Here is a 17,503-nt window from a genome sequence, read left to right on the forward strand (position 1 = left end):
CCCTAATACGTAAACCCTTATAAACGGCAAGCATACGGTTATTTGCGAGTAACTAAGACCAAACAGGTTCATTTGTGTAACGTTATCCTTTATGGTGCGTCGTCAAAATAATAATGGACCAACATTTATGGATTCAACGTCACGCCCCAGCCTGTTTCAGCGCTACATGAATGGCAGTTTGGTACTGCAAATTATCATTGGTATCGTATGCGGTATTGCGATAGCGAGTTTTTCACCTTCAGCTGCTCAATCAGCAGGGCTATTGGGTAACTTATTTGTAAAAGCCTTAAAAGCAATAGCTCCTTTATTGGTTTTTGTTTTGGTCATGGCATCCATTGCCAACCATAAGCAAAACGAGCAAACCTTTATCAAACCCGTGCTTGTGCTTTATTTGATGGGCACACTACTGGCCGCGCTCACCGCCGTGTTGGCAAGCTTTGCTTTTCCTACAAGCTTAAGCTTAGTGACTTCAGAAGTTAGCCAAGCTGCGCCGAAAGGTGTATCGGAAGTCCTTACTACTTTGCTTTATAACATGGTAGATAATCCGGTAAATGCATTAGTAAATGGAAATTACATTGGTATTCTCACGTGGGCTGTAGGTCTAGGTTTAGGTCTTCGTCATGCTAGCGAGGCAACGAAAGCGCTACTTCAAAATATGGCAGATAGCGTAACAACCGTGGTGGGTTTTGTTATTAAACTCGCGCCCTTCGGTATTTTCGGCTTGGTAGCTAATACCATTGCTACAACGGGCTTTGAAGCATTGCTTGGTTACTCTCATTTACTAACGGTACTGATTGGCGCGATGCTATTTATCGCACTTGTGACCAACCCCTTGTTAGTATTTCTGGCAACCAAAAAGAATCCTTATCCTTTGGTGTTCAAATGCCTGAAAGAAAGCGGTATTACAGCGTTTTTCACCCGTAGTTCGGCGGCGAATATTCCGGTAAACATGGCGCTGTGTAAACGCTTAAAGCTTGATGAAGACACCTATTCGGTATCTATTCCGTTAGGCGCCACGATTAATATGGCTGGGGCTGCAATCACAATAACCGTGTTGACGCTAGCTGCGGTTAATACCTTGGGAATCGCTGTAGATTTCCCTACTGCTGTATTGTTAAGCGTTATCGCTGCGGTATCGGCATGTGGAAGTTCAGGTGTTGCAGGTGGTTCGCTACTGCTTATTCCGCTTGCCTGTAGCCTGTTTAATATACCCAATGAAGTGGCTATGCAGGTGGTTGCGGTGGGCTTTATTGTTGGCGTACTGCAAGATTCTGCTGAAACAGCATTAAATAGCTCCACCGATGTCTTGTTTACCGCCGCTGCGTGTGAAAGGGCAGGCGGCCAGTAAACATAAAAGCGTCAAACATAACAGCGTTAAACAGTTTAGGTGTGCGAACTTACTGCATCTACTGCTTCAAAAATTAGCCGTGCAGCCAGCTTTGCTGTGCGGCTATCAATATCATAATTGGGGTTCATTTCCGCAACGTCACACAGTTTCCATTGATATCCGTAAGTACTTTGGTGCTGTGCTAAAAAGTGTAGCGTGTTGATAACAAGTGTGGGGGATATTCCCAATGCACTGGGCGCGCTAACGCCAGGTGCTTGTGCTGCTGGAAATGCATCTAAACATACAGTGACGTAAAGCTCATCGATGTCTTTTAGCATCGGAGATAGTAGCTCATCTATTCGCTGCATACACAGTGATTCATCATTTAACGCCACATCGGTTAAATAGCGCGTGTTGGAAGTATTGGCAAAGTTAAACAGCGCTGGTGTATTGGCTGCTTTCGATACGCCCAAACAAGCGTAATGAAACGGTGTGTCGTGTAGCTGGCAGTGATCATACACTTGCCTGAACGGCGTACCTGAACTGGTGTTTGGTGAAGGCTTTCTTAAATCAAAATGGGCGTCGAAATTAATAATTCCAATGCGGGCGCTTTCGGGCTTAGCATTGAAAACCCCTTGATAGCTACCCCATGCAATTTCATGTCCCCCTCCCAGACCGATGACCAAACCATCATTTTGCTTGAGCGCATAGCAAATGGCGTCAGCATATTGGGTTTGTGCCTGGGCTAAGTTCTCTTTAGCGGTAACATTCCCTAAATCAGCCAATGCTGCGCTTGGCCAGTGCCAGGGTAAGTTTGCCAGTGCCTGGCGAATAGCGTTTGGACCAGCAGCTGCACCTACGCGGCCTTTGTTAAATGCCACACCTAAATCACTCTCAAAACCAACAAGGGTAACGGCGTTGGCTAATGAATTATCTTCGCCGACTTCAAGTTCGTTAACTTTTTGATGCCAACGTAGGCCCTCAATGCCGTCTTCACTGTCTATTCTGCCTTGCCACTTAAACATGTTTACCTTCCTTAAACACCGCAACGGGGCGGTGGCCATTAATACAATAGGCGAGCTCTGCCGGCGTTTCGATATCCCAAAGTGTTAAGTCAGCAAGCTTACCTGCTTCAATAACACCTCGGTCGTGCAGCCCAAGTGCGCTAGCCGCGTGTGCAGTGGCGCCGCGTAGCGCTTCTTCTGGCGTAAGTTGAAACAGCACACACCCCATATTTATCGCGGTAAGGATTGAGGCTAACGGCGAACTACCTGGATTAAAGTCAGTGGCTAAGGCCATGGGCACATTGTGCGCCCTTAGGGCGTCTACCGGCGGCTTTTGAACTTCACTTAAGTAATAAAAAGCGCCTGGTAAAAGTACGGCAACGGTGCCACTTTGGGCAAGTAAGGGAATATCGCTGTCAGCTAAATATTCAATGTGATCTACCGATAGTGCGCCGTACTTAGCTGCTAGCACTGCGCCTTTGCTGTCGCTAAGCTGTTCTACATGAGCTTTAATGGGTAAACCGTGCTGCTGTGCGCAGCTAAACACTCGTTCTGTTTGTGAAGTTGAAAATCCAATAGTTTCACAAAATACATCAACGGCGTCAGCTAAGTTTTGCGAAGCAATGTGAGGAAGTGCCTCGTTGCAAATGAAATCGATATATCCTTCTGAGTCGTCAGCAAATTCATTGGGCAGGGCGTGAGCGCCTAAATAGGTAGTTTTAATACTCACAGGAAGATGCTGCTCAAGGGATTTAGCCACGCGTAACATACGCACTTCAGTGTCTAAATCCAGCCCGTAACCTGATTTGACTTCAATGGTGGTAACACCTTCTTCGCACAGTCGCTTTGCGCGTTTTATCGCAGTGTGAAGCAGAGTGTTTTCGTCAGAGCGTCGAGTTTTTTCAACCGTCCCTTTAATGCCACCGCCGCGCTGCGCAATGTCTACATAACTTGCGCCCTGCAATCGCATTTCGAATTCTTCGGCGCGATTGCCGCCATACACTAGATGCGTATGACAATCGATGAAGCCAGGCAATAGCCACGGGTGTTTGGGCGTCGAACCTTCATTTTGGGGAATTAGGGTAGTGGCATCTATTACGCTTTTGGCCTGCTCAAACACGTCGTCTAGTGAGTCATCGCAAGGAAGTAACGCAGCAATTTTGCCGTCTTTTATGGCAATGGCGTGTGGCGGTAATTCGCCATAGGGCAACTTGTTGTCTTGCATAGACGCAATGCGAACATTGTAAATAAGCGTGTCGTACTGATAACCCATATCGTGCTCCACTCTAAGCCACCTCTTGTCTGGTTTTTTCGTTTAATTGGTCGTCTAGCTCTTTTTCTGGCTTTGTCCAGAATCTTTACTGAAACGCAGTGTAAATTTTGAGTTCAGTGTACTTGTGCATACTTGTATATACAAGTATGCTGTTATCATATTATTAACAATTTAGTTGTGAATGGCCACGATATGCAACCTCGGTACAGAGTAATTAAGACAGCAATTTTGGATGCCATCGAAAGTGGTGAGATGAAGCCGGGTAGCCAAGTGCCTTCAGAAAACCAACTTGCCCAGCAGCACGGTGTAAGCCGAATGACTGCTAGAAGAGCGTTAAGTGAAATGGTGGACGAGGGCATTTTAATGCGCAGCCAGGGGATAGGCACCTTTGTGTCAGATAGTCGCCCTATGAGCTCAATGCTTGAGATTAAAAGTATTCGCGATGAAATAGAGCAGCGGGGGCATAGATACACCAACGAAATATTGGTGTTGGAAACCTCGCCAGCCAGTGATGCTATTGCTCAGCGACTGGGAATCGATGTGGGAGAGCCAGTATTCCATAGCATTATCGTACACTGCGAGAACAATCTACCCGTGCAGTATGAAGACAGGTGGGTTAACCCAGCGTGGATTAACGACTATTTAGATAAAGATTTTAAAGCTCAAACTGCAAACTTTTATTTGAATCAGGTCGCGCCCCTTTCACAAGCCGATCACAGCGTAGAAGCTGTGGTTGTTGAAAAAGATATTGCACAAGCACTATTGATTAAGCCTAAAGAGCCGTGCCTGAAAATTACGCGACGAACCTTCTCTCGAGTGCCCAGCGCAATAACCAGCGATGAGAGCAATATTGGCGAGTCGTCAACGGCAAATGCTCAGATAAAGAACGGTTTAAGGGCTACGTCAGATTCACCCTTAAATAATAGCTCCAAAGCGAGTTCAAGCGCAGTGGTTAGCCACGCGGTGCTGTATCACCCAGGTAGTCGATACCGCTTGGGAGGACACTTGGAGTTCTAAGTGTCATTGCGCCAAAGGCGCTAGCAACTCATTACTTTCTAAAAAGATGACACTTCCTAATAAAAAACAAATCGGCAAACGTAAGAATATGCCTAGGAGAAGTTTATGAAACGCCTCGACCCTACAAGAGAAATACGTGCCCCAAGAGGCAGTACGTTAAATGCGAAGAGCTGGCAAACTGAAGCGCCGCTTCGCATGTTAATGAATAACCTGGATCCAGACGTTGCGGAGCATCCGCAAAATTTGGTGGTTTACGGCGGTATTGGGCGTGCGGCCCGTGACTGGGCGTCTTACGACAAAATTGTAGAAGTACTCAAGCGTTTAAATACTGATGAGACGTTGCTGGTTCAATCAGGCAAACCTGTTGGGGTATTTCCCACTCACGAAAATGCACCTCGTGTGTTAATTGCTAACTCTAACCTTGTACCGCATTGGGCAAACTGGGAGCACTTTAACGCTCTGGATAAAGAAGGTTTGATGATGTACGGGCAAATGACCGCAGGGTCATGGATATACATAGGCTCGCAAGGCATTGTCCAGGGTACTTATGAAACGTTTGTGAGCGTGGCCAAAACGCATTTTGAAGGAAGCGCTGAAGGACGCTGGATTTTGACTGGTGGCTTGGGCGGTATGGGCGGAGCACAGCCTTTAGCTGCAACCATGGCTGGCTTTTCAATGGTAGCTGTGGAGGTGGATGAAACTCGCATAGATTTCAGAATTCGCACGGGCTATTTGGACAAAAAAGCGCATTCGTTAGATGAAGCCATGCAACTCCTAGAAGAAGCCAAAGAAGCTGGGAAGCCTGTATCAATTGGCCTATTAGGCAATGCCGCTGAAGTCTTTCCCGATATGCTAGCTAAAGGGATTGTTCCCGACGTTGTGACCGACCAAACCAGTGCGCACGATCCGTTGAATGGCTATCTACCAGTGGGGTGGACGCTAGATCAAGCTGAGGCGCAGCGTAAAAAAGACGAAGCGGGTGTTGTGAAAAGTGCTAAACAGTCGATGGCGCTGCAAGTTAAAGCAATGCTTGGTTTCCAACAAGCTGGCGCTGCTACTCTTGATTATGGCAACAACATTAGACAAATGGCGCTAGAAGAGGGTATTGAGCATGCGTTCGATTTCCCAGGTTTCGTTCCTGCTTATATTCGACCGCTTTTTTGTCAGGGCATAGGGCCTTTCAGATGGGCTGCGCTGTCAGGCGATCCGGAAGATATCTATAAAACGGACGCGAAAGTTAAAGAGCTTATACCCGGCAACCCCCATCTACATAACTGGCTAGATATGGCCAAAGAACGCATTCAATTCCAAGGCCTGCCCGCGCGTATTTGCTGGGTGGGGCTGGGTGAAAGACAAAAGCTGGGGCTTGCCTTTAATGAAATGGTTCGCAGTGGCGAGCTAAGCGCGCCAGTTGTGATTGGACGGGATCATCTCGACTCTGGTTCGGTAGCTTCACCCAATAGAGAAACCGAGGCCATGCTCGATGGTTCAGATGCCGTTTCGGACTGGCCGCTGCTGAACGCCCTGCTAAATACAGCGGGTGGTGCAACCTGGGTAAGCCTTCATCATGGTGGCGGTGTAGGAATGGGTTTTAGCCAACACTCGGGTGTAGTGATTGTTTGTGACGGTTCGGACGAAGCGGCTGAGCGTATTGCTCGGGTTCTTCATAACGACCCTGCCACGGGCGTAATGCGTCATGCAGATGCAGGCTACGACATTGCAAAAGACTGTGCTGCCAAGCACAACTTGGATCTTCCCATGATCAATAACGCGGCTAATAATCAAAGCCCTGATGGAACAAGCACACATTCAAGCGCGAACAAAAGCTTTGGTGGGGAGAAATAGTCATGTCGCATTCGTCTTTTATTACTGAAAACGGTGGTGTTAAGCAGCTTAATCTTGTGCCAGGTACATTGACGTTAGATCAGTTACGGGAAGTACATCGAAGCCACGTTCATTTATCGTTAGATGAAAGCGCAGTACCCGCTATAAACGCCGCCGAGCAAGTAGTGCTTAATGTCATTAAAGAAAACCGGACTGTCTATGGCATCAATACCGGCTTTGGTTTGTTGGCTAATACTCGTATTAATGTTGATGAGTTAGAGCTATTACAGCGCAGTATTGTGTTATCGCACGCGGCCGGTACGGGCGACTTTATGCAAGAAGATACTGTGCGCCTGCTCATGCTGTTAAAAATTAACTCCTTGGCCCGTGGTTATTCTGGCATTCGCCTCAGCGTAATAGAAGCGCTCATTACCTTGTTTAATGCACAGGTTTATCCCGCCATTCCTGAAAAAGGCTCGGTAGGCGCCAGCGGCGACTTAGCGCCTTTAGCACACATGAGTGTGGTGCTGTTAGGGGAAGGGGAAGCTTTTTATAAAGGAGAGAGAATTAGTGCAGCCCAAGCCCTTGAAATAGCCGGCATGCAGCCAATTGCGCTGGCACCCAAAGAAGGCTTAGCACTGTTAAACGGCACACAAGCCTCGACAGCGTTTGCACTTCAGGGGCTGTTTTATACTGAAAATGCGCTTCATAGTGCTATTGGTATTGGTGCGCTTACTGTTGAGGCCGCGTTAGGTTCCCGCGTGCCGTTCGACGCGCGGATCCACGAAGTGCGTGGCCACAAAAGCCAGAGCGATGTGGCGACTGCGTTTAGAATATTGCTAGACACCTCAGAGATTGGCCATTCACATCAACGGTGTGAAAAAGTGCAAGACCCATACTCTCTGCGTTGCCAGCCACAGGTGATGGGAGCGTGTTTACAGCAAATGCGCTATGCCCAAGAGATTTTGGTGGTTGAAGCTAATGGAGTAAGTGACAACCCGTTGGTTTTTGTTGAAAATAATGATGACGCTGATACGCCAACTGGCGATATTCTATCTGGCGGAAACTTTCATGCGGAAACCGTGGCAATGGCGGCAGATATGCTGGCTATTGCACTATCTGAAATTGGCGCACTGTCGGAGCGCAGAATGTCGTTAATGATTGATACGCATTTAAGTGGTTTGCCACCGTTCCTGGTTGAAAATGGTGGGGTAAACTCGGGCTTCATGATTGCGCAGGTTACCTGTGCGGCGCTTGCTAGTGAAAACAAAACCCTGGCGCACCCCGCATCTATCGATTCGTTGCCTACGTCTGCGAACCAAGAAGACCACGTGTCTATGGCTACCTTCGCCGCGAGGCGTTTACGAGATATTTTCGATAACGTGGCAGGTATATTGGCCATTGAGTGGTTAGCGGCCTGCCAAGGGTTAGATTTCAGGAAGCCGTTTAAAACCAGCGAAAAGCTCCAAGTGTTGATGCAGCTACTAAGAGACCAAGTGCCGTTTTACGACAAAGACCGCTATTTTGCGCCAGACATTGAAAAGGCCAAGCAACTTATTAAGCAGCACGACCTTATGGATAAGACACAGTTAAACCTGTTAGTCTAAAATGATCACAGGCTCGGTATTTCGAGTAAACAAATAAAGATCATAAATAGAGTAGAGGTGGGAATGATATGAAAACAAATGGACGTTGGTTAAGTTCATACGAGGCTCGTACTTCTATGAAAGGCACTTTTAAGAGCGGCTCTTTTGTGAAAAGCACTGTGCTGGGGTTACTCGCCGCATCGGTGTTTACGTTGGCAGGCTGTAGCGACAGCGAAGTGGGCGATGTGTCTCTTGGTCTTTTTACCACAAAAGACATTAAAATTGATGCGCTTCAAGACCCCATAGTGACAGGTGTAACCTGCCATATTTCAAGTATTGAAGCGAACCTTGATTTGTCGGATCCATCAGACAGTTCAATCGCGTGCAGACAAACCGGCCCTATTACGGCTGAGATGTTAAACGCCATTGATAAGTCAGATTCAGGTGAAGTAATTTTTAAAAAATCTAAGAGCGTGTTTTTCAAAAACATGAAGCTTCGAAGAATTTACGATGCCGACTCAAAAACGCTGATTTACTTGTCTTACAGCACCAAAGAGACATCTGGCAGCTATAAACATAGTTTGTCTACGGTACCACTGTGGGAAACGCTAGCGTTTAAAAAGCCCGCGTAGCGAAACGCATCAACTCAATATTAAAAAGCCCTCTTACATGAGGGCTCCTAATCACGAAATGTCGCTTGAGCTTTTTGAAAGAACGTGGGGAAGAGGAAATTACTGGTATTTGGCACCAGTTCCTCCTAATGTAACCTCGCCTGAGATGACACCGTTCACTTATGTAAGTGCGGCTTACGACATGCTTAAAGTGGGAGATAAAGCGCGTTCATTGGCGTTTTTGGAAACCGCGTCGCATACATGGCCAACGTACTGGTTAAGTTATTTCCTGATTGCCAATTATTACTTAGAGCAAAACGACAACCAAGCAGTGGCTTGGTTTGAGAAAGGCTATGAAGTGGGGCAGCACCAACATGTTTATGTTCACAACTACGTATTAGCTTTGCGCGAAAACAACATGCCCGAGAAGGCAAATACAATTCTAAAACAGGGGCTTGAACGCTTTCCCAATAACGAACCGCTGTTAACATTGGCTGAGAAATAAACCTAAACTTTAAGAGTATTCGCATTTACGAAAACTTATCGTCTACTATTAACCTAGGAAGTAATTGTGAAAGTAGGCTATGCCAAAAATACTGAGCTCATCAACAATTTCGTACGAGAACGGAGTAGTCACCACTCGACTCTATGGCGCGTTTAATGAAAAAAGTGCGGAAGACTACAGCGATCGTCTTTTTAAACTAGTCATAGGACTGAATCAACGACCCTTTTCCCTTCTGGCAGATATTAGCCAAGTTGAAGGTGCAACTCCTGAGGCCTTCGACATACTCAAGCGTATTATAAAACGGCTTCCTGATATGGGATTAATCGCGAAAGCTTATGTTTATAAAGGACCTGTTATACGCGGAATAATGTTTCAGAGGATCCCCGAGCTCAAAAGTATGGATTATCTTTTTTTCACAGATATTGACGAAGCTTCTTTGTGGTTGTCTCGCGAATATGAACGCAAACTATCTCTGCTCTCTGATTCCTAATTAGCCTGTAATAAGTTAATAGCGCAATTAACTATCTCATTTCCCACATCTGGTTGGTGCAGTTAACTCTAGTGGTTAACCCCTATGGTGGATGGGCGTTTTTTGCTCGATCCTAATTTGGTTAACGCTATCTAGTCGTTGCTCAGTATTAACGCTGAACGCATTGATAGCTCCAAATTTTAAGGATTGAATAATGAAAAAAGAACCCTTATATATGCTGCGGTAGCAGCGGCTTTACCTTTCGTAGCAAGCGCCTCCAAAATACACGCACCCTTAGATACTTCATCGCACCGCATTGCTGAAATAAATCTGACTGACAATGTTGTTAACCCGCCAGCAAACAGCTTGTTTCAAATGGCGTTAGACCAACTGCAAACCACATTCCCATCATCTACATTACGAACAGCTAATGGCCATTTAGATAGTGTTTTTGGTATTGCCATTGATGTTTCAGGAACGTCGCCTGAACAGATGGGGTATGACTTTATTAGTCGACATTCTGCCCTTTTAGGTGGACTAAGTGACGGGGATTTTCTTTTTAACCCTCACCGCAGCAAAGCAGCATTGGGTGGTCATTTAGTGAGGTTTGACCAAGTCATTGATGGTGTAAAAATCAAAGATAGAGGTGTCGGCCTCTTAATAGATGAGTCTCAGGTGGTGAGAGCGCTGTTTGCCGATACAGCTATAAATACGCCTATTGCTAACTCTCAAGTTCTTTCTGCTAATAGCGCGATCAGCGTGGCAACCGCGGATTTAGCGTCTTACAAACGAGCATTGCCAATAGAAGCTCTTGATGTACTGAACCCTGCCTTTTCTCAAATAGAAAAAAGCCTTGGCATTTTCGCCAAGCCAGTGCCACAGAAAGTGGTGGTACAAGATGACAATAAACTGAAACTCGCATGGAAGTTCTTCTATTACTCTTCAAATCCCTTTGGTGTGTTTGAGTATGTCATCGATGCCCAGTCAGGAGACATTCTGGCGCGTAATGATCGGGTCAAAACCATTCTTCCTTTAGGTGAAAATGAAGTTACGCAAACGGGGCAGGTTGGCTTAGTTCAGCAGACTGCGGATTATTTCCCAACATTTCCACCCATTACGCCATCGATGCAAAGTGAATGTCTGATAGAGGACGATGCAGGTGGCTACACCGGCAAACCGAAAGGGATGGAACGCATTAATCTACGTAAGTTTGACGATTCTAACTTAGTGACGGGTGTTGAAGGTTTGCTTACAGGTAAGCACGCGCTTATTGAAAGCGCGATGCTGACAAAAGGGCCTTTTCCACAAGCGGCAACGGGTACGTATCACTTCAGCGAGGATGCTGCCATAGAGGCAAGACCTGTCGAAGATGATCATGTAACGCCTTCTACGGCACATCACATTGACGGCATCAGCCAGTTTATTTACATCACCACATTGCTCGAATATTTAGATTACCTTCATAAAGACGGCGATGCTGTGCATAGTCGTGGCGTGGGCGATGGCTCGTTTCCAAATAGCTACCCTAACGAAGCGGTACCGTTAACTGGTGTGGTACATATTCCGAATGTGCTCGACCCACCAGATAATCCAGCAGATCCTGAGTTTATGGCTAAGCTATTGGGCTTGGACAACGCATTCGCAGTGCCGTTATCACAGGAAATTGCAGGTGAAGAGGTCGTGGTTAACCCGACAGCTTACGGTCATGGTTACTTATTCAACAACCTAGCAATGGACTTCTCGGTTCCCATTCATGAAGGCACCCATGCGACAATTACCCCTATCGCAGGTTTTGAAGGCGAGCCAGAAGGTGGCGCGCTTAACGAAGGACAAGCCGACCTATGGGCATACACGGTAGGCGAAACACCGGATTTAGGTACTTACCCCGTTAATTCGTGCGATTTACGAAAATTCTTAAGAGAGCAGGGGGTTAATCCCGACTCATTTGAGTTTATTCGTTCTGCACAGAGCCAAATTCGTTATTCGCAGTTAGGCACAAGAGACAATGCATTTGAAGTGCATCGTGATGGAGAAATTTACGCGGGTGCAATGTGGGACTTAAAGGAACTTATGGTGGCGCTGCAGCCTAGACAAGACTTTGTTCGCCCCGACCCAGTTACCGGCGATCCTACCCAAGAAACTAGCTTGGGCAAAGAAACGTGGGAACGTATCTTCCTAGGCTCAATGTACGTGCTAGGAATATCTGCACCAGACACTTTCGTGCGCGCACGGGATGCAGTGTTAATTGCAGATGCCGCTTTATATCCTACCGATCCTTTAGATTTAACTTCACCGGGTCGTCATCATGCATTAATTGAGCGTGTTTTTGCTGCTAGAGAGCTAGGTGCGAACGCGAAAGCACCATTAGGCGGTCGACAGACTATATCAACGGCAGTGAGCGAGTTTACGGCTACCCAGGCTAAGCCATCGACACCAGACGCTATAGACGCGCATATCATTTCTGATGACGCGATTGAAATTACGTGGGAAACCGTACCTGACGCTTTTGCTTATCAATTGCTAAAACGCAAAAAAGGGTCGAGTGCACGTTTGTTTACGGGTGTACCAACCCGAGAATACTTTGACGGCGACCTCATATTCTCTGGCTTCACCCATGTTGAATTTATTGTGGGCGATAATCGCTACATAGACAAAGGGCAAGGTTTAGGGCGTGGTGCAGGTCAAGGCATAGACTCGTTTGACTATGAATACGTAGTGCGTGCAATCAGCCTTAACCCTAATCAGCAAGTTGGTTTTTCTAATATGTCAGGGATTGCTTCAACCGGCTTAAACACGGTGGATGTGAGTGAGCAAGTTGACTACAAGGTGGGTAATGTAAACTACAATAACGGTATCTTTGCCTTTGATATTGCGTTGATAAATACTGGCGACGAGAGAATTTACGGTCCAGTTGATTTCGATATTACTCATATTAGCAATGGCAGTATTACCGTATTGAATGCAGATAATGGTGGCACTGGTCAAAACGGCGACATAGCAAGGTTCCGTTTCGATCAATCGCTAGATGTAGACAGAACATCTGCACTGCGTTATCTAAAGTTTGATAACTCAAATGGAAAACTCTTTACGTTCCAAGCGCGGATCAGCGGCTACGAAGCTGGCGCTTCGTCAACCGGTAGAGGAGAAACGCCTACCTTTGATACGTCTGAGCCAAAAGAACAGTCTGTGGTTTACCATAATATTGAGGAGCACACGGGTGTTGTCTTAATTGGTGCAGCGGATGAAGCATTGGTTGATGGCGTTGACTATGTTGATATCCCGTTTACAGCGCTGCCTAGTGCATCAAGTGTAGTTGCAACGCTGAGCGCTGATGTTGAGGTAGTAGCGGTGCCAGATCTTGACTTTGAACTGCTCGATGCCGAAGGCAATATTATGGCGAGCTCCGGCAACTTGGGCTCTAATGAGCAAGTTGGCGGTGGCATTGTCCCCGGAGAAACCTATCGGGTTCGCGTGAATGGTTGGGCTAACGGCCCGACGTCATACCGGGTTGTTATTGATCAGTTTGTAAGTGATATTAACGACGCAAACGTTGATCAAAATGGTAATGCGACAACGGGAACAGTAACGTTTGAGTTTAATCCCGTAACAGGGAAAGTAATACCTTTGAACTTACTTAATTAGTCGCCCGTGAAAACACGAAGAATCTAGGCTAACTAGAAGAAAGGTCACCTACCAACAACTGCCTTTCTAAAGGCCTATAAAACAAACCAAAGCCCCATGTTGTGAAAACTGCATGGGGTTTTTTTATTAAACTCGCCCTCCGGGAAGGTCTGGCAAGTATCCTAGCTTCGTTCATTCCCGCGCTTCGCTAGGAAACTTGCCTGCGCCTTCTGAGTGGGCAATTATCTATGCGGATTGATATAACTGGTGCACCTTTTGCCTCTTCTTTCACGTACTAAGGTGTAGCTAAAAATAAAAAGTGCCTACTCATATATGCAGGAGCCCCGTCAGCCGTGGACAGCACTCAACTTCTTGAAAACCAGCAGGCAATAGCAATAGCCGGATTAGTAGGCGTTGTTATTGTGCTCTTCATTGTTAAACGACTTATTTTGGTGCGTTTGAAAGCTAAAGCGCGTTCAGAAAACAGCAGTATGTCTGATATCTATCGCGTGCTTGTGCTGTCGTTAAATGCCCCACTTAATTTGCTTATCTGGGTTATTTTCCTGCTGTTGGTTAAAAGTATTGTTTCAGTATTTCAGATAGAAGATGAAGGGGCGATTAAAGCGCTAACCATTGTTATCGAAGCTGGCCTCATCATTACTTTATTTCTCTTCTTCGAGCGTTTTGTCACTTACTCGTTGAGTCGTTATCGCGACCAGTCAACCATAGTTAAAAATACCAGCGCAATTGCCGGTGGAGCAGTTAGAGCGCTTTTCGCTGTATTAGCAATTTTGATTATATTAAGCACCATGGGGGTGTCGGTAACACCCATTGTTGCATCGTTAGGCATTACTTCGCTCGCAGTAGCACTAGCGCTACAGCCAACCCTTGAAAACTTCTTCTCGGGTATTCAGTTGGTAATGGATAAGCCCATTCGTATAGGCGACTTCATAGAGCTGGATTCCGGAGAACAAGGTTTTGTAGAGAAAATAGGATGGCGCTCCACGTGGGTTAGAATGCTACCTAACAACATCGTGATCATGCCTAACAGTAAGTTGTCTAATTCAAAGTTGATTAACTACTACTACCCTGAACGCGAACTGTCGGTGCCTGTTGAAGTTGGCGTGCATTATAGCTCTGATTTAGAGCATGTTGAAAACGTATGTTTAGAGGTTGCCAATACTATTCTAGAGCAGCACGAGTTTGGTGTTGAAACTTATCAACCTTTTGTTCTGTTTCACACTTTCGACAATTCTAGTATCAACTTAACAGTGATGTTGAGAACCCGTGAATACTTTAACCGCTTCTTCATAAAGAGCGCCTTTATAAAAATGCTTAAAAAGCGTTTTGATGAAGAAGGGATTGTCATTCCATTTCCAATTACTGCGCTTAACCTAGAGCAGGAAGGTGCAGCTCAATCCACAGAGAATTTAACGCCCAAAGCTTAAAAATCTCGCTAAATATGACTTGAGCAAATGATGTCTCAGACTTCTGACGGGGAGTTTTCGCCAAAAATAGTCAACATGCGTTTATCCGTATCGCTCTCTTTTCTATACACCGTTTATTTTCACCGAGTGATTTTTGACTCCTCAAAAAATACCGGTGGCAATTTAGGTTGTATTTTTCTTTTCTATAAAGAAAATTAACTTTAAGTTTTTCAAAGTTATACCGTCTTTTGTATATTTTTTGTTATATTTATTAATAATTTGTTATTAATACGATTGTTAATTATTTCCTTTTGCCTGCTAATATCTTTTTGCTACCGGTGGCAAATGGGCGGTAATTGAGTTCCGTTAGTTCGCGTAAAAAGAAGAACTAATTGATGTTGTCTTGTTGAGTAATTGAAGCAGTACGCCCTTCTAATTATTAATCTAAGGACAAAAAATGAAAAAGAACTTACCGATATTTCAATCGACGATAATTGCATCATCAATTGCCTTTGCCGTCTCTACGTCTGCAGTTGCTTCAGGTTTTCACACACAGAACGGAGGCACGACAGGCGGTCAAGGTGGACAAGTAGTACAAGCTTCTACGGGTAAACAAATTCACGAAGCATTGTGTAATAGAAACACCTCAGAAACGCCAATCATTATTCAAGTCTCGGGTACAATCAATCATGGTAATACTGAAAAAGTGTCTGGAGACAGCTGTAATACCGCAGAAGACAAAATTGAGTTAAAAGACATCGCGAATGTGACACTTATTGGTGTAGGCGGTGGCGCTACATTTGACCAGCTAGGTATACACATAAGGAATTCCCAAAACATCATTATAAGAAACGTTCATGTTAAAAACGTCAAAAAATCGGGCTCACCCACGTCAAATGGCGGAGACGCGATAGGGATAGAAAAAGACGTTCGCAACGTATGGGTTGACCACGTAACCTTAGAAGCTAGTGGTGGTGAGAGTGATGGTTATGACGGCTTGTTCGATGTAAAGGATAACTCGAAATACATCACCTTATCTTACAGCATTTTACGTAACTCAGATCGAGGTGGTTTGGTAGGTTCAAGCGAATCACAAGTCAATAACGGTCCGATCACCTATCACCACAATATCTTTGACAATTTGAACTCGCGCGTTCCCCTTGTAAGGGGGGCAACAGCTCACATTTACAATAACTACTATGACGGCGTTCGCTCTTCAGGGATTAATTCCCGCGCAGGAGCCGAAGTCAAAGTAGAAAACAACTATTTCGAAAATAGTAAAGATCCACTGGGTACATTTTATACAACAACTGACGGTTATTGGCAGGTTGCGGGAAACACTTTCGGAAGTGGCGTAACGTGGAGCGACTCAGACAGTGACTATGAACCTGCAGGGCCAAACGTTCAATCTACAGCATCAATATCTATTCCCTATAGTTACTCGCTAGATGGGGCATCTTGTATACGAGATATTCTTGAGAACACCGCTGGTGCCAACAAAAATCTTGCAGTATCAGACGGTAGCTGCGGTTCAACTGGTGGCGGCGATACCGGAGGTGGTGACAACGGCGGTGGTGATACAGGAGGTGGCGACACAGGGGGAGGTGATAATGGTGGCGGCGATGATAACTCAGGAGGTAATCCGCCAACCGGCACCAACTTAGCGTTAAATGCACAATCTGACGGTAGCTCAAAGTACAGTGGAACAAGTTACGGGAACGTAAGGGATGGGGATGTATCTACTTACTGGTCTCCGAGCGGAACGACGGGAAGAATTAGCATTAAACGCTTGAATACGACAGTAAATACTGTACGGATAATTGAGACCTCTTCTACTCAAGGTGCAGTAACTTCATGGCAACTTGTGAACAATGACACTGGCAGCGTATTGGCATCAGGAAACTCAATTCCAAGTACGATTTCGTTTTCAAATACCAATTTGGATAAAATCAACTTTGTCATCGATTCTGCAACACAACGACCACAAATTGCAGAGTTTGAGGTGTATTTAGATTAAGTCGGTTGCGCTTGTTCTAAACCTTTTTAGGTGACTCTCTGTGAGAGTTTATTTAACTCAATAAAAAAGCCACGTTGTGTAACGTGGCTTTGTTGCGAGTACGTTAACCCATCAAAGGTGTTAGAAGGTGTAACGTGCAGATACGCCTAGTAGGTCAACATCATCAGCTATAACGTAAGTTGCGCCGAAAGAGAATTGTGGTGTAAAGAAATAGTCTGCGCCAATTTCAAAAGCTGTTTCGTCGTCTTCAATGTCGATATAGCGGATAGCACCGCGAAGCTCAAATTGCTCTGACAGCATTGAACGAATACCGGCAGTAATGCCATAGCCATTGTCGTCAGCCTCAGCAGAAGCGAAGCTTGAGTCTAGGTCAACATCCACATACTCATACGTCAACTCACCAAAAAAGTCGGTTGTTGTAGTTAAACCATAGCGGTAACCAACCCCTGCAGAGATATAGTCAAGTTCACCGTCAACACCATATTCGTCTTCACTCAACTGACCATAGCGACCTGTCAGGTATACATTTTCGTTAAGTGATTTGAAGCCTTGAATTTGAAAACCGGTTGGCTCGAAGTCGCCTGCGTCTTCAATATCTGCTTGTACGTATCCAGCTTTAACGAAGTCATATGAAGGCGAAGCTGCGAAAGCATTTAAAGAAAGCGCGCCAAAGATACTGGCGAGAATAGTACGTTTCATTGTTTCTAATATCCTTTTAACAATAATTACTCCCAACCACTTCGGGAGCCTCATCATTATGGGGATGGATTTTAGAAATCAAATGGGCAACACGACTCGATTTTCACTATTCAACACCTTAAG

13 protein-coding genes are annotated in these 17,503 nt (G+C 45.5%); 10 read left to right on the plus strand and 3 right to left on the minus strand.

Translation table 11 applies throughout. The features are described from left to right. Window positions 1-127: 127 nt before the first annotated feature. The gene (sstT, locus tag MASE_RS03785; protein WP_014948432.1) at window positions 128-1,348 is read left to right on the plus strand and encodes a serine/threonine transporter SstT; all 1,221 of its coding nucleotides are present in this window, start codon (window positions 128-130) and stop codon (window positions 1,346-1,348) included. A 35-nt stretch (window positions 1,349-1,383) separates the two neighbouring features. Here the strand turns inward: sstT and hutG are convergent, their stop codons facing one another. Together hutG and hutI are read right to left on the minus strand one after the other, a co-directional pair. Beyond that, window positions 1,384-2,352: a formimidoylglutamase gene (gene hutG, locus MASE_RS03790; RefSeq protein ID WP_014948433.1), complete on the minus strand. Its 969-nt coding sequence runs from the start codon at window positions 2,350-2,352 to the stop codon at window positions 1,384-1,386. Then, window positions 2,345-3,604, minus strand: coding sequence for an imidazolonepropionase (hutI, locus tag MASE_RS03795; protein WP_041693681.1), 1,260 nt, complete (start codon window positions 3,602-3,604; stop codon window positions 2,345-2,347). Before hutI ends, hutG begins: the two co-directional genes overlap by 8 nt. A 192-nt stretch (window positions 3,605-3,796) precedes the next feature. On the opposite strand from hutI, the gene MASE_RS03800 reads away from it, so the two are divergent. The 9 genes from MASE_RS03800 (at window position 3,797) to MASE_RS03840 (ending at window position 16,681) form a co-directional block, all read left to right on the plus strand. Further along, window positions 3,797-4,621, plus strand: a complete 825-nt coding sequence (locus MASE_RS03800; protein ID WP_080589195.1) for a UTRA domain-containing protein — start codon at window positions 3,797-3,799, stop codon at window positions 4,619-4,621. A gap of 105 nt (window positions 4,622-4,726) precedes the next feature. Continuing rightward, window positions 4,727-6,466, plus strand: coding sequence for a urocanate hydratase (gene hutU / locus MASE_RS03805; protein WP_014948436.1), 1,740 nt, complete (start codon window positions 4,727-4,729; stop codon window positions 6,464-6,466). A 2-nt stretch (window positions 6,467-6,468) separates the two neighbouring features. Then, window positions 6,469-8,052, plus strand: a complete 1,584-nt coding sequence (gene hutH, locus MASE_RS03810; RefSeq protein WP_014948437.1) for a histidine ammonia-lyase — start codon at window positions 6,469-6,471, stop codon at window positions 8,050-8,052. 68 nt (window positions 8,053-8,120) lie between these two features. Continuing rightward, window positions 8,121-8,663: a CreA family protein gene (locus MASE_RS03815; RefSeq protein ID WP_014948438.1), complete on the plus strand. Its 543-nt coding sequence runs from the start codon at window positions 8,121-8,123 to the stop codon at window positions 8,661-8,663. A 37-nt stretch (window positions 8,664-8,700) separates the two neighbouring features. Next, a complete protein-coding gene (locus MASE_RS03820) occupies window positions 8,701-9,147 on the plus strand; it encodes a hypothetical protein (protein ID WP_232362805.1) in 447 nt (148 codons plus the stop codon). 79 nt (window positions 9,148-9,226) lie between these two features. Beyond that, entirely contained in the window at window positions 9,227-9,637 is a 411-nt protein-coding gene (locus MASE_RS03825; RefSeq protein ID WP_014948440.1) for a hypothetical protein, read from the plus strand. Between the two features lie 186 nt (window positions 9,638-9,823). Then, entirely contained in the window at window positions 9,824-13,258 is a 3,435-nt protein-coding gene (locus MASE_RS03830) for a M36 family metallopeptidase (protein ID WP_014948441.1), read from the plus strand. A gap of 332 nt (window positions 13,259-13,590) precedes the next feature. Continuing rightward, the gene (locus tag MASE_RS03835) at window positions 13,591-14,685 is read left to right on the plus strand and encodes a mechanosensitive ion channel family protein (protein WP_014948442.1); all 1,095 of its coding nucleotides are present in this window, start codon (window positions 13,591-13,593) and stop codon (window positions 14,683-14,685) included. 436 nt (window positions 14,686-15,121) lie between these two features. Beyond that, window positions 15,122-16,681, plus strand: coding sequence for a pectate lyase family protein (locus MASE_RS03840; RefSeq protein ID WP_014948443.1), 1,560 nt, complete (start codon window positions 15,122-15,124; stop codon window positions 16,679-16,681). 120 nt (window positions 16,682-16,801) lie between these two features. Here the strand turns inward: MASE_RS03840 and MASE_RS03845 are convergent, their stop codons facing one another. After that, window positions 16,802-17,380 carry a porin family protein gene (locus MASE_RS03845; RefSeq protein WP_014948444.1) on the minus strand — a complete coding sequence of 193 codons (579 nt, stop codon included), beginning with the start codon at window positions 17,378-17,380 and terminating at the stop codon, window positions 16,802-16,804. Between the last annotated feature and the right edge of the window lie 123 nt (window positions 17,381-17,503).

Source organism: Alteromonas macleodii ATCC 27126 (assembly GCF_000172635.2).
GTDB lineage: Bacteria > Pseudomonadota > Gammaproteobacteria > Enterobacterales > Alteromonadaceae > Alteromonas > Alteromonas macleodii.

What these genes read in the sequence shown, in the direction of transcription:
- sstT (WP_014948432.1), top strand. Translation starts at nt 128, where the DNA reads ATGGATTCAACGTCACGCCCCAGCCTGTTTCAGCGCTACATGAATGGC.
- hutG (WP_014948433.1), bottom strand. Translation starts at nt 2,352, where the DNA reads ATGTTTAAGTGGCAAGGCAGAATAGACAGTGAAGACGGCATTGAGGGC.
- hutI (WP_041693681.1), bottom strand. Translation starts at nt 3,604, where the DNA reads ATGGGTTATCAGTACGACACGCTTATTTACAATGTTCGCATTGCGTCT.
- MASE_RS03800 (WP_080589195.1), top strand. Translation starts at nt 3,797, where the DNA reads ATGCAACCTCGGTACAGAGTAATTAAGACAGCAATTTTGGATGCCATC.
- hutU (WP_014948436.1), top strand. Translation starts at nt 4,727, where the DNA reads ATGAAACGCCTCGACCCTACAAGAGAAATACGTGCCCCAAGAGGCAGT.
- hutH (WP_014948437.1), top strand. Translation starts at nt 6,469, where the DNA reads ATGTCGCATTCGTCTTTTATTACTGAAAACGGTGGTGTTAAGCAGCTT.
- MASE_RS03815 (WP_014948438.1), top strand. Translation starts at nt 8,121, where the DNA reads ATGAAAACAAATGGACGTTGGTTAAGTTCATACGAGGCTCGTACTTCT.
- MASE_RS03820 (WP_232362805.1), top strand. Translation starts at nt 8,701, where the DNA reads ATGAGGGCTCCTAATCACGAAATGTCGCTTGAGCTTTTTGAAAGAACG.
- MASE_RS03825 (WP_014948440.1), top strand. Translation starts at nt 9,227, where the DNA reads ATGCCAAAAATACTGAGCTCATCAACAATTTCGTACGAGAACGGAGTA.
- MASE_RS03840 (WP_014948443.1), top strand. Translation starts at nt 15,122, where the DNA reads ATGAAAAAGAACTTACCGATATTTCAATCGACGATAATTGCATCATCA.
- MASE_RS03845 (WP_014948444.1), bottom strand. Translation starts at nt 17,380, where the DNA reads ATGAAACGTACTATTCTCGCCAGTATCTTTGGCGCGCTTTCTTTAAAT.